The organism is Ekhidna sp., from assembly GCF_965228795.1.
Classification (GTDB): Bacteria; Bacteroidota; Bacteroidia; order Cytophagales; family Cyclobacteriaceae; genus Ekhidna.
This window is the reverse complement of sequence record NZ_OZ245839.1, coordinates 515,857-541,351: the sequence shown is the minus strand read 5'-3', so window position 1 is coordinate 541,351 and position 25,495 is coordinate 515,857. Positions and strand designations below refer to the sequence as shown.

The window sequence follows — 25,495 nt, the reverse complement described above, 5'->3', positions numbered from 1 at the left end:
ATCTCATATTTGACCCACCTTTAGCTTTCTTCCAGATGAAAAGAAGTATTTTTAATCCTTTATCTCAACAACTCTACCTGGCGTCCATGGTGCCTGATTGGCGTCCAGTTCTGCATTGATCGCCGGAACGTCCTCGCTCATGATTGTTTTCAAACTAGCAATTACAGGTTCCAGGTACTTCTCGGCAATGTTTTTTACCTGCCTAGAGGTTTCCGTAGGGTTTGACAAACTAGAAGTACCTGTCCATATAGCTGTGTTAACTCTACTCGCCAGTGATGGTGCCTGATCTATTTCCAACTGCCGCTTGATCGGATCACCGAACATGATGGTCTGAATTTCTTCAAGCTTTTCTTCTAGCGCATCCAGCTTTTCATCCAATGAAGGGCTGTCTACAACCCGCGCTGCTGCCCTATAGTATTTCAATGCATCTTGTAATTGATTATATGCACTCCTTGCACCGTTTGCTGATTTAGATAGCTTCATTAGCTGCTGATGAAAGGCCAACATAGCGGCGGGATCAGAAAGTGGGACGGTTTGATTATTCAGTGTTTTCACGTCAAACGAAACCGGCTCCACCAGTTGCGTCACTTCCCCATTAATGCTTTTGGATAACTCAACCGTATACGTGCCCGGCAGCACCATAATGCCTGAAGAAAGGTTTTTCGTTGGGTCAGCTAAGTTGGTTTTTACTTCATCTATCGATGGGTATTTCAAATCCCAGTGCACTCGATTAATTCCTTCTGAAGCACTTTGCCTTATTTCATTTACAAATTCACCATTCGCATCTCTTATGGTAAAAATCAGGAAGGGCTTTTCTTCTTCCTTCTCAGCTTGAAGCTGCTCATAGCTTGGGTAGTAAACTGTCTCCCCGTCTTTTCTTTTCTCACTTTCCTCTTTTTCTCGTTTGCTTTCAAGTGTCTCGTATTTTTCTTTCAGATAGTAAGTAAATGCAGCCCCAAACGGAGGATTCTCACCAAGGTAATAAGTCTCTCCCTGGAACCCTTTTGGTCCTAACCAGGAGATGGTTTTACTTGCAGCTATCGGGCTGTATGGATCGTACTGCAGGGCTTCTGAAACCGGGAAGATGTTTGCTTCTTTTTCCAATAACTCATTGGATAGCTCTCGCAGAGCAGAGTAGTCATCCATGATGTAGAAGCCACGTCCGAAAGTGCCAAGCACCAAATCCTTTTCCCGTTTCTGAATATTTATATCACGAACAGCAATGGTTGGCAACCCTTTAGATAATTCTTTCCAGTATGCTCCACCATCCAGCGTCACATAGCAACCAAACTCTGTCCCTACAAACAGCAGGTTTCGAGCCTCCGGATCTTCAGCAATCGCGTAAACCGACCCTCTTTCGGGCAGATTGGCATTGATAGAGGTCCAGCTACCTCCAAGATTGGTACTTTTCAATAGATACGGCTTAAAATCACCTCGCTTGTGATTATTGAAGGCGACATAGACGGTGTTCTTGTCATGTGCTGAAGCAATGATTTCATTCACATACGTCATATCAGGTACTCCCGGAAATGAACTATATCGCGTCCAATTCTCTCCTCCATCCGTAGAGATATGTACTAGCCCATCATCCGTACCAGCAAAAAGAAGGTTTTCATCCAATGGAGACTCGGCAATAGCAACGATATTCCCAAATTGGGTGGTAGAAGCATTTTTTGCTACGGCATCCATTGGCCATACTTTGCCCATGACAGGAAGCTTGTTTCGATCAATCTGCCTCGTCAGATCGCCACTCACTTCTTTCCAGCTTTGTCCCCGATCATCACTTCTGTGTACCCGGTCAGAAGCATAATAAAGTCTTTTGTTATCATGGCTGCTGATCAGTAAGGGTGCATCCCAGTTCCAGTTGTAGGAATAATCTCCATCCGGCGGTTGAGGCACAATATTCTGAGTCTGTCCTGTTTTCCGGTCGAAGCGTGACAGATTTCCATACTGAGACTGACTATAAATGATATCGGGATTTTCAGGGTCCACATGAGGCTCAAAACCATCACCTAAGGTCGTTACAAACCAATTTCGATTGGTGATGCCGGTGGTCTCCGTTGTTTGAGAAGGGCCTCCTATCGTGAAATTATCCTGAGTACCTCCGTATACATAGTAAAACGGGTAATCCGTACTTACGCCCAGCTTATAAAACTGAGTTACTGGAAGATTCGGGAAGAAACGCCAGGTTTTTCCCTGATCCCAGGATTCGTAGACGCCACCATCATTTCCATTGAGGAGGTAGTTATTGTTACTTGGATCAATCCACAAAGCATGATTGTCAATGTGCTTGTTTTTCTCTCCAACATTACTGAAGGTTTTGCCCCCATCATCCGAAACGCCGGCAAACGTATTCATCACATACACACGATCTACATCCACCGGATCAGCGATAACTTCCTGATAGTAGTTTCCACTGGAGGAATAGTCGCTACGACGTTCCCAAGATTCTCCCAAATCCGTAGAACGATAGAACCCACCTTTATCCTCTTGTGCTTCCACCACTGCATAGATCACATCCGGATTGGCAAGCGAGATGTCCAGCCCAATTCTACCCAGATCACCGCCTGGAAGGCCTTTGCTGATTTTCCTGAAATTCTCACCTCCATCCATCGACTTATAGACCGCCGATTCCGGACCACCACTGATGTAAGTGAACACATGACGTCTTCGTTGATGTGCTACTGCATAAATCACCTTTGGATTTCTAGGGTCGAGATGCACCTCGTGAATCCCGGTATGTTCGCTGATATCCAGAATTTTCTCCCAGCTGTCACCACCATTGGTGGTTTTATACAGCCCACGATCCCCACCGGCACTCCATACCGGTCCGGTTGCAGCTACATAGACCACATCCGAATTGGTTGGATCAATGGCGATCATGCCAATGTGTTCCGAATTTTTCAATCCCTTGTGCTCCCAGCTTTTTCCACCATCGACACTCTTATAAATACCATCTCCATAAGAGACACTTCGCTGGTTGTTATTTTCACCGGTACCTACCCAGACCACATTGTGATTATTTGGGTCCATCTCTACTACGCCTATGGAGTAGGAACCCTGGTCATCAAAGACTGGGTCGAAGTTGAGCCCGCGGTTGGTGGTTTTCCATACTCCGCCCGCTGCAGTAGCTACATAAAACTCACTTGGATTATCCGGGTTGACAGCAAAGTCTGCTATCCGTCCGGAGGTAAAAGCCGGGCCTATGGAACGGAAGGATAAACTGTTCCAGGCCACATCATAGACAGGTGGTTTCTTTTCTTCGTCTTTTTTCTGAGCCTGAATGCTAACAGCTGACAAGCACAGAATAAACAATAGTGCAGGGTAAAAAATCGATATTTTTAACATAGGAATACTTCTAATTGATAGGATCAAGAAAGTTAGAGAAAAACAGAGAAAGTAACAGACCTGCTTACATGAATGGCAAAATCACAGTAGCATTCATGATGGAGTAATAATAGAGTTATGAAATCTCATTAAATTAGAACACTAACCTGACTTAAATTCCGGCATTCTTACACTTTGAAAACCGGAATGACGTACCGCCTATGAAACGCATCTTATCCACCCTCTCACAAAAGTGGCCTGAATATCTGCTCGAGATACTCGTGATTGTCATAGGTAGAACGATTAGAAAATTAATAGCATGAAATTTGAAAAAATAGCCAACTCCATAGGGACAATCGGTTTAATCATATCTCTGGTATTTCTTGGGTATGAGACCCATGTGAACACTCAGACCGTACGAGCAACATCTAATGATGTGATTAACAATACCAACATTGAGTTCATTCGGATGCTCGCAGAAAACGAAGAGCTTGGGAAGCTGTTTGAGGAAGCTTCGGAATCCTGGAATGAGCTAGACGAGACTGGGAAACGCACTTCCAACTACCTTTTTATTCAATACTTCCGACAAAATGAAAATATGTTTTATCAGAACAGGATTGGTGTTTTTGATGATGACTTGTGGTTAAGTCATAAAGTCATTGTAACCTCTTATTTTCATAAAAATGGTGTCCAGGAGTGGTGGGCGGTACGAAGAGGAGCTTTCTCTGAGGATTTCAGAAATTTCCTTGAGTCATCCACTAAAAGTGCTGGCTTAAAAACCATTAAAGATCTGTAGTCAATATGAAACGCATCCTAACCACACTTTCCCAAAAATGGCCTGAGTATTTACTTGAGGTTCTGGTTATCACCTTTGGTATTCTTGGGGCTTTTGCATTGAATAATTGGAATGAAAACCGGATACATGCTAAAAAAGAACTTGATTACTTATCCGAGTTGAGAAAGGATTTGAAAGAAGACATTATAGACTTGAACTTCAATTATGATTTTACGAGAGACAAACTGAATTCCAACGAAGTTGTCCTCGATTACATCAAAAACAAAAAGCCACTTACTGATTCAATAGAATACCACCTAAGCAATCTGCTTCTACCGGTCCACTTTGTGTCAAATACAAGTGCTTATGAGTCTATTAAAAACCAGGGAATTGATATCATAACCAATGATTCGGTGAGGCGCCAGATCGTTTTTTTGTACGATTGGTATGATAAACACCTACAGTATTTTGAAACAAATGATGATCACCTTGTACAGTATCAAGTACTCATGGAGATGTATCTAAAAAAAATTAAAGTACACGAAATTTTTCGTAAAGCGGAACCGATCGATAAAGTCAATATTTACACAGACGCTGATTTTTACAATGTACTCACGATGAACAGTTTTTACAGAAACTACATGCTATCTAATTATAAGCAAGCCTGTGAGTTGGCCAGTCAACTTCTAGCGTCCATTGATCAATTAATATTAGCTAACAAATGAAACGCATCTTCACCACCCTCGCTCAGAAATGGCCTGAATATCTCCTCGAAATCCTGGTGATTACCATAGGTATTCTCGGTGCTTTCAGCTTGAACAGTTGGAACGAAAATCGGGTATCCCGAGAAGTTGAACAAACGCTATTGATAGATCTGAGATCCGATCTGGAAAAAACGATTACTAACTTCCGACATGATACGGTAATTAATTCAAGCTATTTACGAAACATAGAAACGATACAGCGATTCATCGATGAAGACCTACCTTATACTGAACTACTAGATAGCTGTTTTGGAAGCTTAGCCGGTTGGAGAAGTCCATATATTACCTCTACCGCCTATGAAACATTAAAATCCAGAGGAATTGAAATTATTCAGGATAGAAATTTAAGAAACGCAATTGTCAATTTATTTGAAGGCGAATTGACGTTCATCACTTCTGATTATGATCGGGCCGAATGGGTTTTGTATGAATCTGATATGATCCCTTTCCATACCAAAAACATAAGGCGACTAGATGATCCTGCCAACAAACTGGCTCGTCCCAATGATTTTGAATCCTTAAAAAAGAATGTTGAATTCATAAACCTACTCTCTATGTCGGCACGGCTTAGGAAAATTGGGATTGGTCATTATCAAAAAAGCCTCGAATCCTTGATAGAGGTCTTAGCTCAAATTGATCAACAACTACACGAATCATGAAACGCATCCTATCCACACTCTCTCAAAAATGGCCGGAATACCTCCTCGAAGTACTTGTGATCACCATTGGTATTTTGGGGGCTTTTGCATTGAATAATTGGAATGAGAATAGAAAGACAAGAAAACAAGAAATAGAACTACTGACCAATCTAAGAAGCGACTTTGAAACACGTGTTGAGGAGATAAAAACCATTCAGGAAGTAAGGTCAAACATCCTGCAAGTCATTGATACACTCTATCTGAGAATTGAAAATAAAGAATATGAGAATCGAAATAACGAACTGGATAGTCTATTGAGTTACCTCTATATTTCATATCGTTTCAATAATGAATTTAGTAGTCTGGATATGCTCTTTAGTTCCGGAGGAATCATTAATCTTTCGAATAGTGACCTCAAAGAAACTTTGATAAAATGGCCATGGCTGGTGGCCGAAATGCTGGAAGAGCAAGACCGAATTGAAAACCAAATGTCACTTACAACAGAAGTTCTTTCCGAGTACGTCCTGGCCAATAACCTCTACAAAAACTGGGTTTTCAGTAAAATTCATGGAAAACTATCAGATGATTACTTTCCGAGTAATTATAAAGGACTTTTTACCGATCGGCGCTTCCTTGATGTGCTGGCACATCGAAAAGCGAATCTTGCTTTTAATGTAAGGGATGGAAAAGCAATCATTGAGCTGGGAAATAAGATTATCAAAACGATTGAACAAGAAATTTCAAATCAATGAAGCGAATATTCCAAACCCTCTCCCAAATCTCGATAGTCCCGATGGTTATCGGGAGGAGGCCCGAACAAATGATCTATTATGAAAAAAATAATTGAACACCTTCATGCTGAATGGTACAAGTACCTTCTCGAAATTCTCGTGATTACCATTGGTATTCTCGGAGCTTTTGCTTTGAACAATTGGAATGAAAATCGAAAAGTAAATGATCAAAAGAATCAGTTATTTAAGGAGCTTCATAGTCGCATTCGCTCGGATACTACGAATATGAAATGGAACCTGAAGAATTTAGAAAAAGCAAAAAATAGTGCCGAGTTATTGAAAATGATCGTCAAAAATGATGAGCCCTACACTCAGGGGTTAGATACAGCTTTAGCCCAATTGGATCTTGTGTCCTCTATGGAATCCGATTATACGGCATTCGACCGCCTGAATAGTGTGGGAATTGAAATCATAGATGACGATTCGCTAAAAAACGAAATTATTCACTATTATCAGGATTCGAAATCTTTTGTAGATATCCCCATATCCTTAAATGACCTGTTAGGTGAACTGTACCCAAAGTATTTCACTAGTTATCATTACGCACAAAACGCAAAACCTGCTGATTTTGAGCAATTAAAAAACCTAAATGAATTCAGAATTGCTCTGGATTATACCGTAGGTATTTCATCCTTTCTTATTCAAAGGACGAATCACCGAAAGGTTGTGGGTGCCGGTATCCTTAAAATGATTGAAAATGAAAGTAATATTGACTTTGACGCTATAAAATCACCGTACCAAAAATCGGCAGCAAATGATTCCACTATTCTTAATCGTTTAAATCTCATGGAGGATTAACATGAAACGAATCCTATCCACCCTCGCTCAGAAATGGCCTGAATACCTCCTCGAAATCCTGGTGATTACCATTGGTATTTTGGGCGCTTTTATTCTCAACAACTGGAACGAGAATCGAAAGCTCGAAAATACAGCACAAGTCCATAAGGAAGTTTTAATTCAAGACATGAAAGCTGACTTGGCGGATTTAAAAGAACTGAACAGCCAAATGGAGGCAAACATCAACTCCTGTATGCGACTCTTCCGACAATTCAAAACATTAGATCCGATAGATTCCAATACAAGCAATTACATCGTTTCACTGATTCTCGAATACAACTTTTCTCCGAAGCAAACAGGCTTTAACGCATTGGATAACTCAGGAGGTCTCTCGCTTTTTTCAAACAACACTCAGCAAAACATTCGAGAGTATTACGCACTCACGGATAAAATCATAGCTAGGGAAAACATTTCCAACAACTTCATACGTGATAAATATGAGCCATTGATTTTTGATAAATACGCCTACTTATGGAGCCAATCCAATACCTTCAGCTTTTCCAGTGAGCAATATCGGGATGACCCCAGGCCCATACCTTCGCTTGACACAAAATCCTTACTTGCAGACCGGCCGCTTGAGACATTAATCATTGCTCGTCAATACCAATCCCAAACGCAAAAGGGTTTGTATGCAGAGGCTATAGCTTCCCTTAATGTGGTCCTTAAACAATTAGAAGATCATTCGTTTTAAGAGAGGAATCATAAAAATTTCATGCTATCATGATAACCGGTCTGATTCAGACCTTCTTCACCTTTTGATTGCCGGTAATTGCGTCAATCATTTTGACGTAGCTTACTTTTTTGCCTGTTTCTATAGATACATAAAAGAACTGCAAGCCCTCCAGTTCTACTTTGCACCTACCAAGCTCATACCGATGTGACATCACCTCATCACCTTCCTGAATGAGCTGTCCATCAATATCCATTAACTGTGGGGGTAATTTTTCTTTGGGTTTCTTCTTAAAGAGTCCGAACATGGGCTGGGTTAACTTGTCAGTCTGCAATACTAATAAACTGAAGTGCCTGTCTGATGTTTACTTATAAAATTCTCTTCTGCCGTTAGACATTTCCTACCACCTGCATGGTCTCCAGCGAAGGGTTTTCACTACCACCACGTGGCTCTATCGTTACGGCAAAGGCAGCTGCACCGGTGGTGATATTTTTCATTTGGACTAAGAAGTTACTATTGGAAGGGTCAAATACTCCGGCATCTACCGGCTTTCCATCTATAATGGCCCAGAGTTGGTATTGCTGATCTTGCGAAAGTGCTTTTAAGTTTTGGATGCTTAGATAAACATTAGCAGTAGCTTCGTTCCAGTATACGGTGGCCTGAGCTCCTGGCGCATTATCCGTTCCATTCATTACTACCCGCTTATACGCCGTATTGTTCATGATGGCAACTGCATTTTGAATATCATCGAGCTGTTGATTTACCTGATTGTAATTGTCAGCAAATTGTTGATTCTGAGCAATCAGGTCGGAAAGCTGGCTTTCTGCCGATCGCCATTTGTTCCAGTAGTTGAAAGCCATAAACGCAGAACCCAAAGCAATCACAATAGAGGCTGCTGCAGCATATCTCCAAACACTCAGACTTTGTTGTTGGCCCATTGGCACCACCGGGGTTTCCTTTTCTTGCTCAGTCTCATTGGTATTGGTATCAATCTGAGACATCAGCTTCTCTTTTATACCTAAGGGTGGCTTCACAGCGCTCGCAAAAGCAAGTGACTCCATAGATAGCTCTATCAGCTCAAGCTCCTCTTTAAGTTCAGGATGCTTGGCAAGGGCCTGCTCCACCTCTGTGCGCTCAGCTGGTGAAAGCTGATCCATCACATAGGCTTCCAGTATGCCTGACGATATGTATTCTTCTATGTTCACTCTACTTGCAAAACTTTTCTCATGTTTTTCAACCCCATTCTCAGGCGCGTTTTTACTGTGCCGAGAGGAATATCAAATTCATCTGAAATTTCTGATTGGGTATACCCTTTAAAATACACCATCTCCAAAATGAATCTTTCTTCATCACGAAGGGAGGTAAGCGTTTCCTTTAGACCAATGCTGTCTACCTGCATGTGGTTTAGTTTGTCACGCTCAATACCAGTTACGTAAGTTTCTATATTATCGGTTTTCCCAACCTTCTTCATTTCTTTTGATCGAAGCTTATCGATCGCAAGATTTCGGCTGATATTCACCATCCAGGTGAAAAAACGGCCCTTTGAAGAATCATACTGATCAATCTTATCCCAAAATTTCATGAAGGCATCCTGTAGTACTTCAGTTGCTACATCTTCATCCTTAATGATTCGGGTGATGGATCCGTAAATCGCTGCAGAATAATTATCGTACAAATAGCTGAATGCATCAGACTGCTTCGCCCGGAGCTGGGCGACCAATTGATCCTGATCGATTTGTTGGTTGGTCTGAGGCATTCTTGTCAAACCTAAAAATAGGAATTAATTATGAGGTTTGATTAAATAAAATGAGATTGATCTGATTACCTAAATCTCCTAAACAAGACTTTCAAAAACTCCTTCACTTCATCCGACTGCATGTCCCATTCATTTTGCTTGGCATAGCCTTGTACCAGGAACTCCACAGAGTCATCAAAGGTGTCGTAATCTTCCAATTCAATCAATGCCTTTTCGAATTCTTCTTTATCATTTCGGAAAAGCTCTTTGATAAACATGTAGCGGTGATTGAGAGAAATCAAGCTTAAAATACTCCCTTCTTTGGGTGCTTTTTCGTGATGCTCTGCCAATGACTCCTCCTCTTTCTCAAATTGCTTATTGATGGTTTCTTCAGGAAAGTCGTCTTCCTTGTCTTCATCCTCCAGCATTACCGGTGGACGTACAGACTTTTTAGGTTCCTCTTCTTCCTCTTCCGGAGTTGCTTCCTCAGCAGGAGCTTCGGCTACTTTTGAAGCCTCTTGTTTTTCTTCAATGATGGCTTTAGCACCCTCAGATGGTGAATCCTGATCCATGTCTCCATCAGCCATCGCATCATCTTCCGCATCCATCTCTACACCCTCACTCTCTTGCTCTACCTTCGGTGGATCAGTAGGTTGCTTGCTTTTTGGACGCTCGTCAATAAGATCTTCCTCTCCTGGCTCAAACAAATCATCATCATCAAAATCATCCATGTCAGGATCATCCGAAAACACCTTATCAAGGTTGATTTCCAGCACCTGAGTTAGTAGCTCGCATTCAGCTTTTACAGCTTCCGTGGTATCAAAATCATCAAATTCATCAGGCAGCTCATCAATGACATCATCCACAGTCAACCCTTTCATATCTGAAAGGAAATTGTGGATTTCCTTCTTGTGGATCTTAAGGTACTTAACCGTCCCCTCTATAGACTTTTCTTTGATTTGCTCCACACCCCGGCTGTCCAGGTCTATTTCCACATAAGCTTGTGGCATGGCTGCCAGGTAAATTGTATCCTTTACCGCATGATTGAGCAACGTCTCAAACTTCTCTTTGTTGATTTCAATGTGCTGAGATAACACATTCATAAATTGGATCATCGCCTGACGAACTTCTTCATGCTTATAATTGAAGAATGGGCTCTCCAGCTTTTTGGTCTCTTCCTGCCAGTACCTAAAAAGCAACTTGATGACAAAAAAATTGACTTGTTTGGAGGGGGTCACCTTCAGAATTTCCTTTCCGGTGATTACATCTTTGCCGTCTTTGAAAAAATCGGCAGTCACTTTGGATGCAAATTTCTCGCAATAGCTGTCTATAAAGTCTTCGTTTAGTTTCTTTTGCATTCTTGAAATTTGATACGGATGCCTAATGTTATTATAGCTAACCTACAAAGTAAAACTATTCATTGTGAGGATAAAAGGGAAAGTTTGCTGGATATTTTGCTTTCAGCAACCGACTGGATGCACGCTTGCGGTGGAAAGGGACGGTGCACCTCGTGCAAAGCTCGGATTCTTACAGGATCTGAGCATTTGTCGGGAAAAACAAGACCAGAAGACCAGTATGCTAAATTGAATAAATTGCGAAGTGATGAGCGCCTCACCTGCCAGACCTATATTTCCGGAGATGTGACGGTGGAGGTACCAAAAGAAACACAGTTACCACATTTGAATTATTCAGAATAATGTTTGTAGAACCGCATATCGGTAAAGGAACGCTCCGTAGAGGGGGCTGGATTGAAGTGGTTTGCGGGTCCATGTTTTCCGGTAAGACCGAGGAGCTAATCCGACGGTTAAACCGGGCCATGCTGGCCAATCAGCATGTGGAAATTTTTAAACCTGCTGTAGATAAACGATACGATAAGGTGAAGATCGTTTCCCATAAGGACTCAAGCATCCCGTCTACTCCGGTCAATTTTTCCAATGACATCCTTTTACGTGCTGGTGATTGTGAAGTAGTCGGTATTGATGAGGCACAGTTCTTCGATGATGACATTGTGAGCGTCGCTGATCAGCTGGCTAATCAGGGGAAACGAGTGATTGTGGCAGGGCTGGATATGGATTTTAAAGGAAGACCGTTTAAACCTATGGACTCTCTGATGGCCATAGCCGAGTACATTACTAAGGTGCATGCAGTGTGTATGCAGTGTGGAAATGTAGCTTCTTATTCCCATCGACGTACTAAATCCAAGAAAACAATAGTTTTAGGTGAAAAGGATATTTATGAGGCACTTTGCAGATCATGCTTCCATGAGGCAATGGGTGCTAAATAGCTTGTTTGCGCTATTGGCAAGCAGCCTTTTGGCCCAAAATATTGCGATCGGAACATGGAGAACACACTTTAGCTACTCCAATGCAAAGCATTTGGTCAATACCGCTGACAAATTATTTTGTGCATCACAAAATGGCCTGTTCTCTCGCGTGATTTCTACTGGTGAAACACGTAAACTTTCCAAGATTGATGGACTTTCCGATGTAGGCATTTCAGCTCTCAACTATAACAGCTCTCAAAATATACTAGTCATCGGATATCGATCCGGTTTTATTGATTTTGTATTTGAGGATCAAATTCTTTCCATCGCTGACCTGGCCAATACCAATCTGGATGTCAACAAAACAATAAATGCGGCCACTTATGGTAATGACCTCACCTATCTGGCAACAGATATTGGTATTATCGTTGTAAAAACCTTAACAGCAGAAATCAAGGAAAACTATGTCAATATTGGATCCGGAGGTAATCAGGTAGCTGTTTTGGATATTTATCTTCGAAACGACTCACTATTTATCCAAACAGACGAAGGGATCCAATCAGGGAGTCTCAATAAAAACCTGCTGGACTTCAGTAATTGGAGACGGTATCCGGGAAGTAGCTCCTATACCAATCTGGTTAAAGTAGGGAATGAGATTTATGCCAAGTCAGGGATCAACCTTCTTAAATTATCATCTAACTGGAACGATACAGGCATTGATCTGCCAAGTGGTGCAAGCAAATTGTTTGCTGTTGATGACGCGTTAATGACAGCTGAATCAGGAAACATTTATGCACTTAATACTAACACTTTTGAGTTAGTCTCTACAGTAGAAGAGTCAACCATCAACGACATTATAAGCGATGGAAACACGTTGTATTTTGCAACCGAAGAAAATGGCTTAGTCGATCAAAATGGAACTAAATTAAATCCGGATGGACCCATATCAGACAACTTCTCAAATTTCAGAGTCTTAAGCAATGAGATGTTCGGCTTTCATGCTCCTTCTCCCTTTTCTTATGATGGCTCCATACAAGAGTCGGCTTTCTCAGTATTCTCCAATGGCAGTTGGGAAACCCGATCCATAGAGGGGTTTTACAATGTTTCGGATATCGCTGATGCTAATGGTGTTCGGTACTATGCCTCCATTGGTGCCGGCTTATATAATGAAGCTTCCGAAACAATAATAAAAGACATACCGGGGAGTTCACCTACCCCTGACACAGTTGTTACTGCCTTGGCCGGGAATGACTTACTTTGGGTGTCCAGCTTTGGGAGTGACAACCCCATTCATATTTTAGAAGCAGATGATACCTGGACATCACTCACAAGCAACCTGCTTTTTACCAATGAGATTTTAACCATTGACTTATCAGAAACCGGCATTGGCTGGCTAGGGGCATCATCCGGAGCTATAACTGTTTTTGATCCATCTGATCAAAGTGCCGATATACTCAACTCAGCTGACGGCCTTCCTTCATCCTTCATTGACATTGACATTAGTGTAGAGGACAATGCCTGGGTGGCAACACCAAGAGGCCCGGCTGTTTTTCCTGACGCCTCGTTTATTTTCTTTAGTTCTGAAGCTTTAAGACCCACATTCGAAAACCGTGTTCTTTTTGAAGGAGAGGCCATCAATGCGGTAATAACCGATGGTGGAAACCGGGTGTGGTTTGGAACGAATAATGGAATTTGGGTTTATGATGAAAATACATCCGAACAAGTGGCTGTCTTTAACGAAGGCAACAGCCCACTCCCTTCGAATAGAATCATTCAAATGGAGTACAATGCTTCCAACGGAGAAGTATTTATATATACTGACAAAGGAATGGTTTCTTATCGCAGCTCATCCTCAATTGGCTCCAGGGCTCATCGCAATGTGACTATTTTTCCAAACCCTGTAAGGCCGGAATATCAGGGACTAGTGGGATTATCAGGCCTGGCGCAAAACGCAAATGTGAAGGTCACCGATTTAAACGGGAATCTGGTAAAAGAACTAAACGCCAATGGAGGTACTGCCTCATGGGATCTGCGGAATGTAAGGGGCGGAACAGTGAATACCGGCATCTATTTGTTCTTTAGTGCTACCTCGAGTGGGGAAGAGACTTACATTGGAAAAGTAGCTGTCATACGCTAATGGTAGTTAAGTCAAAAGGGATTGTTCTCGGATATATCAAATACGGTGATAACTCTATTATCGTCAGAATTTTTACAGAAGATTTCGGATTTGGATCTTACATAGTTAATTCGATCAGAAGCCAAAAGTCAAAGAAGAGCATCGGTTATTTTCAGCCATTTTCTATATTAGAACTGGTGATGTATGTGAAAGAAAGCCGTGACCTCCAGCGCATATCTGAGTTTAAAAACCATATTCCACTACATCATCTACACAGTGACCCAACAAAAAACGCAGTAACCCTTTTTCTCACAGAGGTTTTTTCAAAATTGCTTCAGTCTGAGCAGTCACCCAATCAACAACTTTTTAATTTTGCTAAGGAATCAATTCAGGCATTTGATACAATCAAGGAAGGAGTTGCCAATTTCCATTTGCAGTTTTTATTGAAGGTGGGGCCTTATTTGGGATACGCAATCGATGAAATTGATCATTTATTCAGTTCTGTGGAACAAACGGCACCTTCATCTGAAGAATTTCAGCGAATAGAAGCATTGATGCAGGAAGACTATGGAGCGAATATTCAAATGAATAGAACTTCCCGAAGCGCAATTCTGGAAGCCATTCTGAATTATTATCAGCACCATGCACATATTCCAAGGCCAAAATCATTGGATGTATTGCGCAGTATTTTGAATTGATTTTCGGTTGATTTTATTCTGAATTAAATTGTAGTACTAATCTAAGAGTCATGGCAGAGATATTATACGATCAGGTTCCCTCACTGGACCTGGCAGATTTTACCAGCGGTTCCCCCGAAAAGAAGCAAGCATTTGTTAGCGCTTTGGGTGAAGCGTATACAAATATTGGGTTCGTGTCAGTCAAGAACCACGGTTTATCAGATGATCTGACTAAAAATCTGTATGCAGCTGTTGAGAAGTTTTTTCGGTTGCCCGACGAGGTTAAAAAGAAATATGAAATCATAGAGCTAGCTGGACAAAGAGGATACATCAGCAAAGGGCGAGAAAAAGCTAAAGGCAGAAATACGGGAGACCTCAAAGAGTTTTTCCATGTGGGGCAGCCTGAGCAGAATCAAAGAGAAGATTATCCTGAAAACATCTGGCCCAATGAAGTTCCTGAGCTGGAGAAGTACACCACAGAAGCATACCTCACTTTATTAAAAGCCGGTATGCAAATGCTACGGGCGATTGCTTTATACCTGGAGCTACCTGAAGATTATTTTGATAAGAAGGTGAAAGAAGGAAACAGCATCCTTCGTCCGATCCATTATTTCCCAATTGATGACCCGGACTCACTACCACCTGATGCGGTTCGTGCTGCTGAACATGGAGATATCAACCTCATTACACTTCTGATGGGAGCCAGTGCCGATGGATTGCAGGTGCTGCGTAGAGACGGAAAGTGGATTCCTATTACTGCCCTGCCGGAGCAAATCGTGGTGAATGTAGGAGATATGCTGGAGCGACATACCAACGGAAAGCTGAAGTCTACCATCCACCGTGTAGTGAATCCTCCGCGTGAACTTATGCACACTTCCCGATTCTCTATTCCATTTTTTATGCATCCGGTTTCAGAAATGGACCTGACATGCCTTGAAAATTGCATTGATGAGGAACACCCGAAAGCATTTGAAGATATCACTGCCGGAGAGTTTTTAGATGAACGATTAAGAGAAATCGGACTCAAGGCATAGGTAATGTCAATCAGACGGGTACGAAATATCATTTTTTTGAAAGATGTCTCTGTGTTGTCTCTCACCGCTTTTGGAGGGCCGCAGGGACATTTTGGCATGTATTTGGACCTGTTAGTTCAAAAAAGGGCCTATCTAACGGAAGAAGATCTAATAGAGCTATATGCATTGTGTCAGATACTTCCAGGCCCTACTTCCACACAGACAATCACTGCTCTGGGATATAAAATAGGTGGGCCTAACCTTGCATATCTGACGCTGCTCGTATGGATGCTCCCTGCGTTTTGTATCATGACATCCCTCGCTATTCTAGTCACCACAGCTCAGGATTTAAATATATCCTTGGATTTTCTACGGTTCATTGAACCGATTGCCGTGGGTATTGTGGCATATTCCTCTTATCGTATTGCAATCAAAGTTGTAAATACAAAGGTCGGAGTTGGCTTAATGATACTTTCTGCTTTTGCCTCTTTTGTTTTTAAATCACCATACGCATTCCCCGTACTGATCATATTTGGTGGGCTCGCGACAACATGGAAATATAAGAGACAACCAATCGAAGAAAAGGAACGAATCAACATAAAATGGGCCAACCTGATTTTATGGATTTCAGTACTGATAGCTGCTGCGATACTAGGGGGAGTAACACAGTATCAACCGATCAAATTATTTGAGAATTTCTACAGGAATGGAAGCTTGATTTTTGGTGGTGGACAAGTGTTGGTTCCTCTACTTTATACAGAGTTTGTTGAGTTTAAGGAATACCTCACAGCTCAGGAATTCATCTCCGGATATGGATTTGTTCAGGCTATTCCCGGTCCTGTCTTTTCATTCAGCGCATATGTAGGTGCAATGAGTTCGCGTGACTTTGGGATAGGAGGGCAGATACTGGGAGCAAGTGCGGCTGCAGCGGGGATTTTCTTGCCAGGCACATTTTTAATCTTCTTCATTATCCGATTTTGGGAGCAGCTGAAGAAATACCGAATAGTAAAAGCTTCCCTTGAGGGAATAACGGCTGTCAGTGCGGGGATGGTAATTGCAGCCGCCTTTCTATTATTCACGCCAATGGAGCAAAAACCAATCAATTTTATTTTGCTCTTTGGTACAGTGGGGATGATGCATTTCACAAAAGTGCCTACTCCGATAATCATTTTGGTCGGATTGATTTTCGGAATCATACTGGCATAAAAAAAGCCTCACCGATGGTTCGATGAGGCTTTGTATCCTGTTTTGTTGGATTAGTTTCCTGCAGGTGGATCAATACCTAGCTTCTTCAATACAAGATTGGTTACGTTATCCTCTTCTCTTGCATAAAGTAGTATGTTGCTACCTCCCGCACTCATGTTAAATACATGCGTATATCCATTCTCTTTTGAGATTTGCTCTATGGCAGTTCCAATTTTTTCGAATACCGGCTGCAGCAATTTATTTCGCTTGCTGATCATTGAGTTTTGTGCATTTTGCTCAAACTCCTGGATAGAGGTCTGAAGGTTCACAATCTCATTTTCTTTATCGGCACGCACTACATCTGTGTAGTTAGCTGCGTTTTGCTGATAATCCGCCACCTTGGCTTGGTAATCAGCGTATTTAGCCTCTAGCTGAGCAGACAACTGCTTGTCATAAGCAGATAGCTCACTTTCAATTTGTTTTGCTTCCGGCATTAGGCTCAAAACGTACTCTACATTTGTATAGCCTACTTTTAACTGCGCCATTACTCCAAAACCGATCACAGCAAGGGCAGTACTTAGTAAAATTCTAGCTTTCATATCAAATTAACTTTATTCGTTTTTATAGTTCGGGCGCTAGCCCTTTTGGTTGTTAAGGTTCAATTATTATGCTCAATTATTTCCGACACTCTGATTTTCTACCAATCCAAGATCTTCAAGTACAAAATCAGTATAATCATGGATGGGATCTGTGTAGATCATCACCAGGTCTCCGGATTTATCAAATACTATTTGAAGGCGATTGTTCTTTGCAACTCGCTCTACCGCTTCGAAAACCTGATCCTGAACTGGTTTGACCAACTCCTTTTTCTTCAAAAAGTATAGTCCGTCAAAACCAAAGATAGACTGCTGATATTCCTTCACCTCTTTCCACTTCCTTTCAATCTCAGCATTGCGTTCCTCCCACATTTCCTTCGTGAGCAATACTTCTTCTGCCTGCAATTCTACTTCCATTGCTTCTACCTGCTGGTATAACTCCTGGATTTCTTTTTCCCATCCCTTGGCTAGTTTTTCAATCTCCGCCTGAGCATCTTTATACTCCGGCATTTTTTCCAAAATATATTGGGTATCTACATACCCAAATTTTTGCGCAAATGTAACAGCAGTAAAAAACAGACCAAAAAGCAGTAATGATATCTTTTTCATAAGTTTCCTATTTAGACACTCACATTAGCGTATCTGTTGGCCAATGGAGAAGTGGAACTGCGGACCGGCATTTTGAAGTGAGCCCGGTACCCGGTCAAATCCGTAAGCCCAGTCAATTCCCATAAGTCCAAACGCTGGCATGAAGATTCTAAGGCCTACACCTGCAGATTTTTTTATGTTATATGGATTAAACTCTGCAAATCTATCCCAGTTGTTACCTCCCTCAACAAAAGTAAGTGCATAAATAGTCGCCGACTGAGCCAATGAAATTGGATATCGAATCTCCATTACATACTTATTGAATAGGGTACCACCTTCGATATTGTTTTCTCTATCAAATGGGGTGATCGAATTGTTTGGGTATCCTCTCAATCCTACCACATCTGTTCCTAACAGGAAGTTTTGTCCAGTCAAACCATCCCCACCAAGCTGGAATCTTTCAAATGGTCCTACATCAGCCTTGCTTGTATATGAGCCAATGTATCCAAAGTGAGCCCTTGCAGCCAATACTAATTTCCCGGCTAATGTTAAGTAATACTTACTATCAAAGTTCCACTTATGATACTCCAGCCACTTAAACCTTTCCTGAGCTGTTGCATTTTCATAGTCCAGGTTTCTCCACAGTGAATATGGAGGCGTAAATGATGCTGCCAATGAAATACTAGAGCCATTTCGCGGGTACATTGGTTGACTCACTGAGCTTCGTCCAATTGAAGTATTGAAAGTCACACTATTTGCATCCCCTGTTTGAAAGCCTAATGATCTACTGTTAAACTGGAACAAATCATATCGCTGATAGGAGATTCCGGTACTTACGGTAAAGAAGTCATCCGGCCACTTCACTCGTCTTCCAAGAGATGAAGAAATACCTGTTACCTTCAACCATCCCAGTGTTTCATTTGTAAACCTGTTGATGGATCGCTGGATGGATTTGCTGTAGCTCAAGCCAAAAGAGTTGGGATTTCTTCCACCCAACCACGGCTCAACGAAACTGAATGAGTAACTCTGGAAGGTTCTACCGTTTGCCTGAAAACGAAGTGACAAGCTTTGACCGTCACCCACAGGTAAGCCTCTCCAATGTTCCGGCTTGGTGATGTTTCTTACTGAGAAATTATTAAACGAAACACCAAAGGTTCCCACAAACCCAAAGGCTCCTCCCCATCCTCCGGAAAGCTCAATTTGATCATTTGACCGTTCAACAAGCTGCCACTCTATGTCAGCAGTTTCGTTCACAGGATTTGGCACCACATTCGGATTTACTTGCTCCGGATCGAAATAACCAAGCTGTGAAAGCTCTCTTTGCGTTCGTATTAAGTCTGCTCTACTGAATTTATCACCAGGACGAGTTCTTAGCTCTCTCAGGATTACATGATCGTTGGTTTTATCATTACCACTTATTAATACTTTATTAATGGTTGCCTGAGCTCCTTCATAGATTCTCATTTCCAGGTCGATAGAATCCTGAGCCACCCCTACTTCAACAGGGGTAATGCTGAAAAAGAGATAACCATCATCCATGTAAAGTGAGCTGATGTCTACCCCAGTTGGATTGAAGTTTAATTTTTTATTTACAAGGTCTAAATCATAGACATCTCCTTTTTCAATCCCAAGAATACGCTGAAGTTGTTCGTCAGAGTAAATGTAATTTCCTGTCCAGGAAATGTCTCTGAAGTAATACTTATCTCCTTCTTCAATAGTCATGTTGATATTCATGAATTTATTAGAGATGTCGTAAATGGTATCGGAGACTATTTCCGCATCGCGATATCCTTTGGAGTTGTAAAAACTTAAAAGAAGGTCTTTATCTGCCTCATAGTCATCCTTCACATATTTCGAAGGCTTAAAGAAATTGAGGTTTACGTGAGTAGCCATGTACTCTCTCATGTCCTCTTTTGATACTTCTTTGGACTCTTTAATGAAATTGATGAGGTTCGGTGGCCAGATGAGTTTGGCAGTGGTCTCGATGATTTCTGTAGGCAGTGAAAACTTAGGCACCATGCCTGTCTTCTTTAGTTTAGATCTGAGTTTGGCTGAAGTAAACTCATCATTGCCGTCGAACTTGATGTTTCTAATCTTTACTTTCTGACCCTGATCGATGACTACTTTTAGATATGCACTATTTCTAAGAATCGTATCATTTTGCTGAAAAACATCGATTTCGGCATTTAAAAAGCCTTTGCTTTCCATGTACTTCTGTACAGCGAGCTCTGTATTCTTTATCACAACATCGGTCAAAACCTTGCCTCTAATAAGACCGATTTTCTCTTCAATCTCTCCCTGTTTGGTTTTATTTACTCCTTCAATGATGTATTTGGTCAATCGTGGACGCTCAGTAAGCTCAATGATCAACCATATTTTATCTCCTTCCACCTTGGAGGCGTAGATAGAAACATTACCAATAATTCCCTGATTCCAAAGCTTTTTAATGGCCGTTGTGATCTCATCTCCCGGCACTTTTATCTTATCACCAACTCGTAAGCCGGACAAAGAGATCAGTGCGTTATTGTCAAGGAATTGTACCCCTCTCACTTCAATATCTGCGATTTCATACTCCTTCGGGCTAGAGTAGTTGATGGAAACACCACCTGTTTGATTAGATTGGTCCCTTCCAAATACTACCTGAGAGTATACTTCACCGATGGCAAACAAAGCCACAACTATAATTAATGCTTTCTTCATGCTTTCACTTGATCACTCGTCTTTCCAAATCTTCGCTCTCTCTTCTGGTAAGAGATAATTGCTTCATGTAAATCTTTTTTTCTAAAATCAGGCCAAAGTACATCAGTAAAATGTAATTCTGAATAAGCAAGTTGCCACAAGAGGAAATTACTTATCCGCATTTCACCACTTGTCCTTATTAACAAATCAGGATCAGGCATCCCCTTAGTAGATAGATGCTCATCTATGTCTGATGGTTCGATGGAGGTCATTCCTTTTTCCAAAATATCATTTACAGCTTGTACAAGATCCCATTTGCCACTGTAGTTAAGCGCCAACACCAATTGCATTCCGGTATTTTCACTTGTTAATTCAACTGCTTCTTCCAATCTGCCTTGAGCGTTTTTCGGAAGACCTGAAATATCACCAATTGAAGCAAGTTTGATATTGTTTTTCTGAAGTGTCGGCAATTCATCTTTAATGGTATTTACCAACAATGACATCAAACCATCCACCTCATATTTAGGTCGATCCCAGTTTTCAGTAGAAAACGCATACAAAGTCAGGTATTCCACGCCAAGCTCTGCACTGCCTTCAGTTGCACTACGTACCGCCTCAATTGCATTTTGGTGGCCAAATATTCGCTTCACCCCCTGCTTTTGAGCCCATCGTCCATTGCCATCCATAATCACCGCGATGTGCTTAGGGATGTTCTCACTCGATATTTGGTTTCTCAGTTCGTCCAACGCCATTTTCAAAAAGGCTACAAAAATGGGCTTTTTTTTACTTAAAGGGAATGGTAACCAATGATTTAACTTCTATTAACGGGAAAGAATTGATTGGTTAGGTCTATATGGGAATGGGCACGGTACATTAAAGAGTGTTATACTAAAGGTAATACCTGTAAAAAAGTACCAGTCATCATCCTTTGGGTTACCGTATTGATAATCTTTTATGGTCTGATCATTGTCTGAAATACCATCTAAATAATCAAAAAATGTCTTCCGTGCTCCCGCCTCTATCCCTATTGTGTATTTCTTTTGAATGAGGTGCTTAAAGCCTACTCCAACAGGTAATACAGGTTGAATCTTGCCTACGCCTTCACTCGTAGGAGCATCAGCAAAATTGATAAATCCGATTCCTCCAAAAATGTATGGAGAGTATTTAATGCGAGCATTCTCAGTTTTAAAGTCCAAAAAGTGATACTCGAATACTGACGATACTTCCAGAATTGTAGAACTAAACGAATGCCCTCTTTCAACTGCAAATGCATCTATCGGCGTTTCTGAGCCTTTAACAGTTCCCACAGTTAAGGCCAGCCTCAGTGTCACTATTTCAGAGAAATTCATTCGATAAAACCCGGTTCCAGCCAGCGAGCTGGTACTAAAGCTATAACCCCTGACCAAGTCTCCGGAATAATTCATAGCACCTACTCCTCCTCCAAACTCAATGAATTGCGAGAATGAGGATAGACTGATTAACAGTAGGGAAAAAGAAAGTGCTTTTCGCAATGCTTACCTGTATTTTGCTCTTCGTCGTGTGGTTCCCCCGAGCACATAACTCAATTTAATTTGAGTCATGAAGAACATATCATCATCATCAGGATTACCTCGACGAGAGCCATCTATTCCTGAACCAACGTTTCCTTCGATGTAATAATTGTGTCCCTGACCGTGGTTATTTATAATTCGAAGAGACGATAAGTCCCGTGCATCTCCTTTTGAGCTGACCGGTACTGCACCTCTATCTGACATGATTCTTGCCAACGGGTCATCGAATTGTTCAAGACCAACATAATTAGTACTTACATCATCCAGGTAGTCTGTAAAAGCATATCGTAAACCAAGCTCAAGCGCTGCAGTAAATTGAGTGCCCGGAAGTCTCATTTGAGCACCTACTGCTACCGGAACCGCAAAAGAAATTGATTTATACGGTTCAACTATCCCTAAATTTTGACCTTCAGTACCTAGCGGTCGTAGCTTCACCCACTCACCCGCCTGTGGTGCTGCTGTGGTTGCATCGGTACCTTCACTTTGATAATCAAAGTCGGGTACCTTACCCATAGGTTCGTGATGGAAAACTGTACCTCCAATTGACAAATAGGCATTGAATGGCAGACGTGCGTTTGGTCCTCCATAATTTGGTATTAAAAATATTTGAAGGGCTAAGCGGAATTCTTTTATATCGTTTCTAAAACTGAGATTTCGGGCATATCGTGGAAATCCATCTTCCGATCCCGGGTCTGAGGCAAAATCATCTCCAAAAATTCGCACCCAATTCAGCTCTGCAGTTACTGCCATAGAGTGATGAAACTTATATCCACCTAACAAACCGAATCCGGGACGTGTAAATGAGATGTCCGTACTGGCTGCTTTATTCACAGGTGCTAAATCACCAAAGTAGTTTCCGGCGTTTATCTGAGCTCCAACGAAAATGTATGGTTCAAATCGTCCGTATCCACGAACACCACCCTTATAGTGTGATACCTTTCTATTGGTCTGTCTTCTTTTTTTGTATTTATTCCTGCGCTGAGCCTCAGCTTGATCAGCCAGACCTATCATCACGATAGAAAGAATAATTACTAGTAGGTTTCTGAGTTTCATAATTCACTCTTTATAACACAAAAATACGAGTTAGATTATTCTAATCGTATTTAAACTGAACAAAATAGCTGATTGTCAAAGCTTAAAACTATGCAATCCATTGTCTTTTTCATCCCATTTTTAGGATGATTCGACAAAAAGAACCTAAAAATTACATTTAATTTCTCTTATCAAAGCCCCATCCCAGCTTATTTCTAATGGTATCCGGAAAGTTTATTCCTTCAATACGAATCAATTTCGCTTTGAAGGGAGCCTTTTTTACAACGATATTTACGTCATTTTCAATGGTCTCGGATCTGGAATCAAGTGATATCAGAAAGCTTCGGTTTCTGGTTTCTATTTCAAATCGCAATTCTGAATCATCTGAAACTATCAATGGGCGCACATTCAAATTATGCGGACTTACTGGCGTGATAACAAAATCTTTTGAATCAGGCATCATTAATGGTCCTCCACAACTTAAAGAGTAGCCGGTGGAACCAGTTGGAGTTGCTACCATTAATCCATCCGCCCAATAGGTATTTAGGTATTGGTCATTGATGTAACACTTGACCATGATCATTGCAGAAGAATCCTTCCTTAAAATAGCGCATTCGTTGAGTGCATAGTTTTTGCCTTCAAATAGATCAAGGTTGGTTTCGAGAGAAATCAATGCTCTGCTCTCAATCTCATAATTTCCTTTGAATAATAAGTAGAGTGACTCCTTGATATATTCTTTAGCGATTGAAGCCAAAAAACCCAGTCGCCCCATGTTTATCCCGAGGATTGGTACTTCTGTCGCTCCTACCCAAAGCAATGTTTCCAGGAATGTACCATCTCCTCCAAGGCTGAAAACTGCTCGAAAGTCCGATGATATTTGATCAACGATTTTGTCACCTTTGATGAGCTTTTTGTTCCTTGATTTAAAGAGAGATGTAAACCAAATTTCAACACCTTCTATCTCCAGTCGGTCTATGATTTGAGTCAGGTATTTTTCAGAATCAGGCTCTAGCACAAGTCCATGCAAAGCAATTTTCTTTACGTCGCTCATGGATCCAAAAATTTCATTAAGAGTCCAAATCTATCTTTTTCATCAAATGAGTTGTCTTCTGTATTGAATGATGATGTCACTTTATAGCCACTTTTAGCTAAACCGGTAGCGATCTGATTGACATCCTGGTGATTAATTCGCAAAACGATCTCTATCAATGAGGGATCATCCTGGTCAGGCTTTACGTTGGCTCCCAGCAGGGTAGAGCCATTCATCTCAACAACGCGAGAGATTTCTGAAAGCGAGTAATCATTCAAGCTTGATTGCAATGTCACAATTGCCCCTACTGAATTAACAATTGCTGTTTTTGCAAATTCTCTCAAAATATCTGAGATAAGGACCACACCCAGGAATTTGTCTTCCCTAATGACAGCCACCATATCCATTCGATGCTCATTCTGCACTTTGAGTATGTCATAATAATGACTACTAGCAGCAATTAAACACGACTGTCCAATTAAGGGATACGCGCCTACCTCTGAATGAAAAATCTTTGAATCATATAATAATTCTTCAGACACGAACCCTAACAGTTTTTCACCCTCTACAACAGGCAGTTCTTTTACTCTGAATTCATCCATCCACTGCTTAGCACGCGCAATGTCATCGCTCGGCTTCAGTGGTGGTACCATATAATTTATGAGTTGCTCGGCAATCATTTTATTACATTTTGAGTGATATATGTATCCTTTTCTGGCAAATTATCCATTGAATCAATCAGGTCTCTAATGAACGGCAAAACCTGACTTAACCATTCAAATATTGTAGGACCTATATCTACAATATACGGAAAAATGATAGTATCGTCTGCATATCTTCTTTGGATTTCAAAACCTACAGATTCAAATACCCAAAAGACAATGCTTATTATAAAAGCCCATTTTACGACCCCTGCAAAAGCACCTACCAAATTGTTTAATGATCCAAAAATGGTCATATCGATCATGCTCTTTAAGGCCTTGGCTCCAGCTTTGATCGCCAGGCTTAGGAGAACAAACAATCCAATAAAAACCAACACTGCAGCTATCTCAAAATAGCTGCTCCCACCAAATAATCCTTTGGAAACAGGAATAGTTAGTTCTAAAGCCAGAAAAAGACCAATGAAAAACGCTGCAAATGAGCATACTTCTACAATAAATCCTCTGGTGTAACCCTTAAACGCACCAAGACCTAAGAGTGCCAGAATAATAATATCGAGTGTCTCCAAA

General features: G+C 41.2%; 26 protein-coding genes. 12 read left to right on the top strand and 14 right to left on the bottom strand.

The window, feature by feature from the left end; translation table 11 throughout:
* Window positions 1–51: 51 nt before the first annotated feature.
* Window positions 52–3,348 (bottom strand): VPS10 domain-containing protein, encoded by a 3,297-nt coding sequence (locus ACQK2H_RS02415; protein ID WP_425389884.1) that lies wholly within the window; start codon window positions 3,346–3,348, stop codon window positions 52–54.
* 298 nt (window positions 3,349–3,646) lie between these two features.
* Between ACQK2H_RS02415 and ACQK2H_RS02410 the strand changes: the two genes are divergently transcribed.
* The 6 genes from ACQK2H_RS02410 to ACQK2H_RS02385 all read left to right on the top strand — a co-directional run bounded on the left by ACQK2H_RS02410 (window position 3,647) and on the right by ACQK2H_RS02385 (window position 7,823).
* Complete coding sequence (locus ACQK2H_RS02410; protein WP_349565809.1) at window positions 3,647–4,123, top strand: hypothetical protein; 477 nt, start codon at window positions 3,647–3,649, stop codon at window positions 4,121–4,123.
* Between the two features lie 5 nt (window positions 4,124–4,128).
* Complete coding sequence (locus ACQK2H_RS02405; RefSeq protein WP_425389883.1) at window positions 4,129–4,827, top strand: DUF6090 family protein; 699 nt, start codon at window positions 4,129–4,131, stop codon at window positions 4,825–4,827.
* Window positions 4,824–5,525 (top strand): hypothetical protein, encoded by a 702-nt coding sequence (locus ACQK2H_RS02400; protein ID WP_425389882.1) that lies wholly within the window; start codon window positions 4,824–4,826, stop codon window positions 5,523–5,525. The genes ACQK2H_RS02405 and ACQK2H_RS02400 overlap by 4 nt, the downstream gene beginning before the upstream one ends.
* On the top strand, window positions 5,522–6,256 hold the full coding sequence (locus ACQK2H_RS02395; protein WP_425389881.1) for a DUF6090 family protein: 735 nt from the start codon (window positions 5,522–5,524) through the stop codon (window positions 6,254–6,256). The genes ACQK2H_RS02400 and ACQK2H_RS02395 overlap by 4 nt, the downstream gene beginning before the upstream one ends.
* Window positions 6,257–6,334: 78 nt before the next feature.
* Window positions 6,335–7,093: a hypothetical protein gene (locus ACQK2H_RS02390; protein WP_425389880.1), complete on the top strand. Its 759-nt coding sequence runs from the start codon at window positions 6,335–6,337 to the stop codon at window positions 7,091–7,093.
* 1 nt (window position 7,094) lies between these two features.
* The gene (locus ACQK2H_RS02385; protein WP_425389879.1) at window positions 7,095–7,823 is read left to right on the top strand and encodes a hypothetical protein; all 729 of its coding nucleotides are present in this window, start codon (window positions 7,095–7,097) and stop codon (window positions 7,821–7,823) included.
* Between the two features lie 46 nt (window positions 7,824–7,869).
* Here ACQK2H_RS02385 and ACQK2H_RS02380 read toward each other — a convergent pair whose 3' ends face one another.
* From ACQK2H_RS02380 to ACQK2H_RS02365, 4 genes are all read right to left on the bottom strand, one after another.
* Complete coding sequence (locus ACQK2H_RS02380) at window positions 7,870–8,109, bottom strand: hypothetical protein (RefSeq protein ID WP_425389878.1); 240 nt, start codon at window positions 8,107–8,109, stop codon at window positions 7,870–7,872.
* An 82-nt stretch (window positions 8,110–8,191) separates the two neighbouring features.
* On the bottom strand, window positions 8,192–9,007 hold the full coding sequence (locus ACQK2H_RS02375; RefSeq protein WP_425389877.1) for an anti-sigma factor: 816 nt from the start codon (window positions 9,005–9,007) through the stop codon (window positions 8,192–8,194).
* Window positions 9,004–9,558, bottom strand: a complete 555-nt coding sequence (locus tag ACQK2H_RS02370) for an RNA polymerase sigma factor (protein ID WP_425389876.1) — start codon at window positions 9,556–9,558, stop codon at window positions 9,004–9,006. Before ACQK2H_RS02370 ends, ACQK2H_RS02375 begins: the two co-directional genes overlap by 4 nt.
* 65 nt (window positions 9,559–9,623) lie before the next feature.
* Window positions 9,624–10,895 carry a hypothetical protein gene (locus ACQK2H_RS02365; RefSeq protein WP_425389875.1) on the bottom strand — a complete coding sequence of 424 codons (1,272 nt, stop codon included), beginning with the start codon at window positions 10,893–10,895 and terminating at the stop codon, window positions 9,624–9,626.
* An 18-nt stretch (window positions 10,896–10,913) separates the two neighbouring features.
* On the opposite strand from ACQK2H_RS02365, the gene ACQK2H_RS02360 reads away from it, so the two are divergent.
* From ACQK2H_RS02360 to chrA, 6 genes are read left to right on the top strand one after another with little or no spacing between them, the layout of a single operon-like run.
* The gene (locus ACQK2H_RS02360) at window positions 10,914–11,234 is read left to right on the top strand and encodes a 2Fe-2S iron-sulfur cluster-binding protein (RefSeq protein WP_425389874.1); all 321 of its coding nucleotides are present in this window, start codon (window positions 10,914–10,916) and stop codon (window positions 11,232–11,234) included.
* On the top strand, window positions 11,234–11,821 hold the full coding sequence (locus ACQK2H_RS02355; RefSeq protein WP_425389873.1) for a thymidine kinase: 588 nt from the start codon (window positions 11,234–11,236) through the stop codon (window positions 11,819–11,821). Before ACQK2H_RS02360 ends, ACQK2H_RS02355 begins: the two co-directional genes overlap by 1 nt.
* Entirely contained in the window at window positions 11,772–13,937 is a 2,166-nt protein-coding gene (locus ACQK2H_RS02350) for a hypothetical protein (protein ID WP_425389872.1), read from the top strand. The genes ACQK2H_RS02355 and ACQK2H_RS02350 overlap by 50 nt, the downstream gene beginning before the upstream one ends.
* The gene (gene recO / locus ACQK2H_RS02345) at window positions 13,937–14,614 is read left to right on the top strand and encodes a DNA repair protein RecO (protein ID WP_425389871.1); all 678 of its coding nucleotides are present in this window, start codon (window positions 13,937–13,939) and stop codon (window positions 14,612–14,614) included. The genes ACQK2H_RS02350 and recO overlap by 1 nt, the downstream gene beginning before the upstream one ends.
* Before the next feature lie 50 nt (window positions 14,615–14,664).
* A complete protein-coding gene (locus ACQK2H_RS02340) occupies window positions 14,665–15,627 on the top strand; it encodes an isopenicillin N synthase family dioxygenase (protein WP_425389870.1) in 963 nt (320 codons plus the stop codon).
* A gap of 3 nt (window positions 15,628–15,630) precedes the next feature.
* Window positions 15,631–16,812: a chromate efflux transporter gene (gene chrA / locus ACQK2H_RS02335; protein ID WP_425389869.1), complete on the top strand. Its 1,182-nt coding sequence runs from the start codon at window positions 15,631–15,633 to the stop codon at window positions 16,810–16,812.
* A gap of 50 nt (window positions 16,813–16,862) precedes the next feature.
* Here chrA and ACQK2H_RS02330 read toward each other — a convergent pair whose 3' ends face one another.
* The 9 genes from ACQK2H_RS02330 to ACQK2H_RS02290 form a co-directional block, all read right to left on the bottom strand.
* Entirely contained in the window at window positions 16,863–17,390 is a 528-nt protein-coding gene (locus ACQK2H_RS02330; RefSeq protein ID WP_425389868.1) for an OmpH family outer membrane protein, read from the bottom strand.
* A 72-nt stretch (window positions 17,391–17,462) separates the two neighbouring features.
* Entirely contained in the window at window positions 17,463–17,996 is a 534-nt protein-coding gene (locus ACQK2H_RS02325) for an OmpH family outer membrane protein (protein WP_425389867.1), read from the bottom strand.
* Window positions 17,997–18,020: 24 nt separating this feature from the next.
* Window positions 18,021–20,675 (bottom strand): BamA/OMP85 family outer membrane protein, encoded by a 2,655-nt coding sequence (locus tag ACQK2H_RS02320; RefSeq protein ID WP_425389866.1) that lies wholly within the window; start codon window positions 20,673–20,675, stop codon window positions 18,021–18,023.
* Entirely contained in the window at window positions 20,672–21,406 is a 735-nt protein-coding gene (locus tag ACQK2H_RS02315; RefSeq protein ID WP_425389865.1) for an isoprenyl transferase, read from the bottom strand. The genes ACQK2H_RS02320 and ACQK2H_RS02315 overlap by 4 nt, the downstream gene beginning before the upstream one ends.
* A 69-nt stretch (window positions 21,407–21,475) precedes the next feature.
* The gene (locus tag ACQK2H_RS02310) at window positions 21,476–22,165 is read right to left on the bottom strand and encodes a DUF6089 family protein (protein WP_425389864.1); all 690 of its coding nucleotides are present in this window, start codon (window positions 22,163–22,165) and stop codon (window positions 21,476–21,478) included.
* Between the two features lie 3 nt (window positions 22,166–22,168).
* Window positions 22,169–23,257, bottom strand: coding sequence for a hypothetical protein (locus ACQK2H_RS02305; protein WP_425389863.1), 1,089 nt, complete (start codon window positions 23,255–23,257; stop codon window positions 22,169–22,171).
* Between the two features lie 157 nt (window positions 23,258–23,414).
* Window positions 23,415–24,287: an NAD kinase gene (locus ACQK2H_RS02300; protein WP_425389862.1), complete on the bottom strand. Its 873-nt coding sequence runs from the start codon at window positions 24,285–24,287 to the stop codon at window positions 23,415–23,417.
* Window positions 24,284–24,919: a hypothetical protein gene (locus tag ACQK2H_RS02295; protein ID WP_425389861.1), complete on the bottom strand. Its 636-nt coding sequence runs from the start codon at window positions 24,917–24,919 to the stop codon at window positions 24,284–24,286. Before ACQK2H_RS02295 ends, ACQK2H_RS02300 begins: the two co-directional genes overlap by 4 nt.
* A gap of 23 nt (window positions 24,920–24,942) precedes the next feature.
* A complete protein-coding gene (locus ACQK2H_RS02290) occupies window positions 24,943–25,494 on the bottom strand; it encodes a CvpA family protein (protein ID WP_425389860.1) in 552 nt (183 codons plus the stop codon).
* Between the last annotated feature and the right edge of the window lies 1 nt (window position 25,495).

Coding starts and splice junctions, on each gene's coding strand:
- ACQK2H_RS02415 (WP_425389884.1), bottom strand. CDS start 3,348: ATGTTAAAAATATCGATTTTTTACCCTGCACTATTGTTTATTCTGTGC.
- ACQK2H_RS02410 (WP_349565809.1), top strand. CDS start 3,647: ATGAAATTTGAAAAAATAGCCAACTCCATAGGGACAATCGGTTTAATC.
- ACQK2H_RS02405 (WP_425389883.1), top strand. CDS start 4,129: ATGAAACGCATCCTAACCACACTTTCCCAAAAATGGCCTGAGTATTTA.
- ACQK2H_RS02400 (WP_425389882.1), top strand. CDS start 4,824: ATGAAACGCATCTTCACCACCCTCGCTCAGAAATGGCCTGAATATCTC.
- ACQK2H_RS02395 (WP_425389881.1), top strand. CDS start 5,522: ATGAAACGCATCCTATCCACACTCTCTCAAAAATGGCCGGAATACCTC.
- ACQK2H_RS02390 (WP_425389880.1), top strand. CDS start 6,335: ATGAAAAAAATAATTGAACACCTTCATGCTGAATGGTACAAGTACCTT.
- ACQK2H_RS02385 (WP_425389879.1), top strand. CDS start 7,095: ATGAAACGAATCCTATCCACCCTCGCTCAGAAATGGCCTGAATACCTC.
- ACQK2H_RS02380 (WP_425389878.1), bottom strand. CDS start 8,109: ATGTTCGGACTCTTTAAGAAGAAACCCAAAGAAAAATTACCCCCACAG.
- ACQK2H_RS02370 (WP_425389876.1), bottom strand. CDS start 9,558: ATGCCTCAGACCAACCAACAAATCGATCAGGATCAATTGGTCGCCCAG.
- ACQK2H_RS02365 (WP_425389875.1), bottom strand. CDS start 10,895: ATGCAAAAGAAACTAAACGAAGACTTTATAGACAGCTATTGCGAGAAA.
- ACQK2H_RS02360 (WP_425389874.1), top strand. CDS start 10,914: ATGCCTAATGTTATTATAGCTAACCTACAAAGTAAAACTATTCATTGT.
- ACQK2H_RS02355 (WP_425389873.1), top strand. CDS start 11,234: ATGTTTGTAGAACCGCATATCGGTAAAGGAACGCTCCGTAGAGGGGGC.
- ACQK2H_RS02350 (WP_425389872.1), top strand. CDS start 11,772: ATGAGGCACTTTGCAGATCATGCTTCCATGAGGCAATGGGTGCTAAAT.
- recO (WP_425389871.1), top strand. CDS start 13,937: ATGGTAGTTAAGTCAAAAGGGATTGTTCTCGGATATATCAAATACGGT.
- ACQK2H_RS02340 (WP_425389870.1), top strand. CDS start 14,665: ATGGCAGAGATATTATACGATCAGGTTCCCTCACTGGACCTGGCAGAT.
- chrA (WP_425389869.1), top strand. CDS start 15,631: ATGTCAATCAGACGGGTACGAAATATCATTTTTTTGAAAGATGTCTCT.
- ACQK2H_RS02330 (WP_425389868.1), bottom strand. CDS start 17,390: ATGAAAGCTAGAATTTTACTAAGTACTGCCCTTGCTGTGATCGGTTTT.
- ACQK2H_RS02325 (WP_425389867.1), bottom strand. CDS start 17,996: ATGAAAAAGATATCATTACTGCTTTTTGGTCTGTTTTTTACTGCTGTT.
- ACQK2H_RS02320 (WP_425389866.1), bottom strand. CDS start 20,675: ATGAAGAAAGCATTAATTATAGTTGTGGCTTTGTTTGCCATCGGTGAA.
- ACQK2H_RS02315 (WP_425389865.1), bottom strand. CDS start 21,406: ATGGCGTTGGACGAACTGAGAAACCAAATATCGAGTGAGAACATCCCT.
- ACQK2H_RS02305 (WP_425389863.1), bottom strand. CDS start 23,257: ATGAAACTCAGAAACCTACTAGTAATTATTCTTTCTATCGTGATGATA.
- ACQK2H_RS02300 (WP_425389862.1), bottom strand. CDS start 24,287: ATGAGCGACGTAAAGAAAATTGCTTTGCATGGACTTGTGCTAGAGCCT.
- ACQK2H_RS02295 (WP_425389861.1), bottom strand. CDS start 24,919: ATGGTACCACCACTGAAGCCGAGCGATGACATTGCGCGTGCTAAGCAG.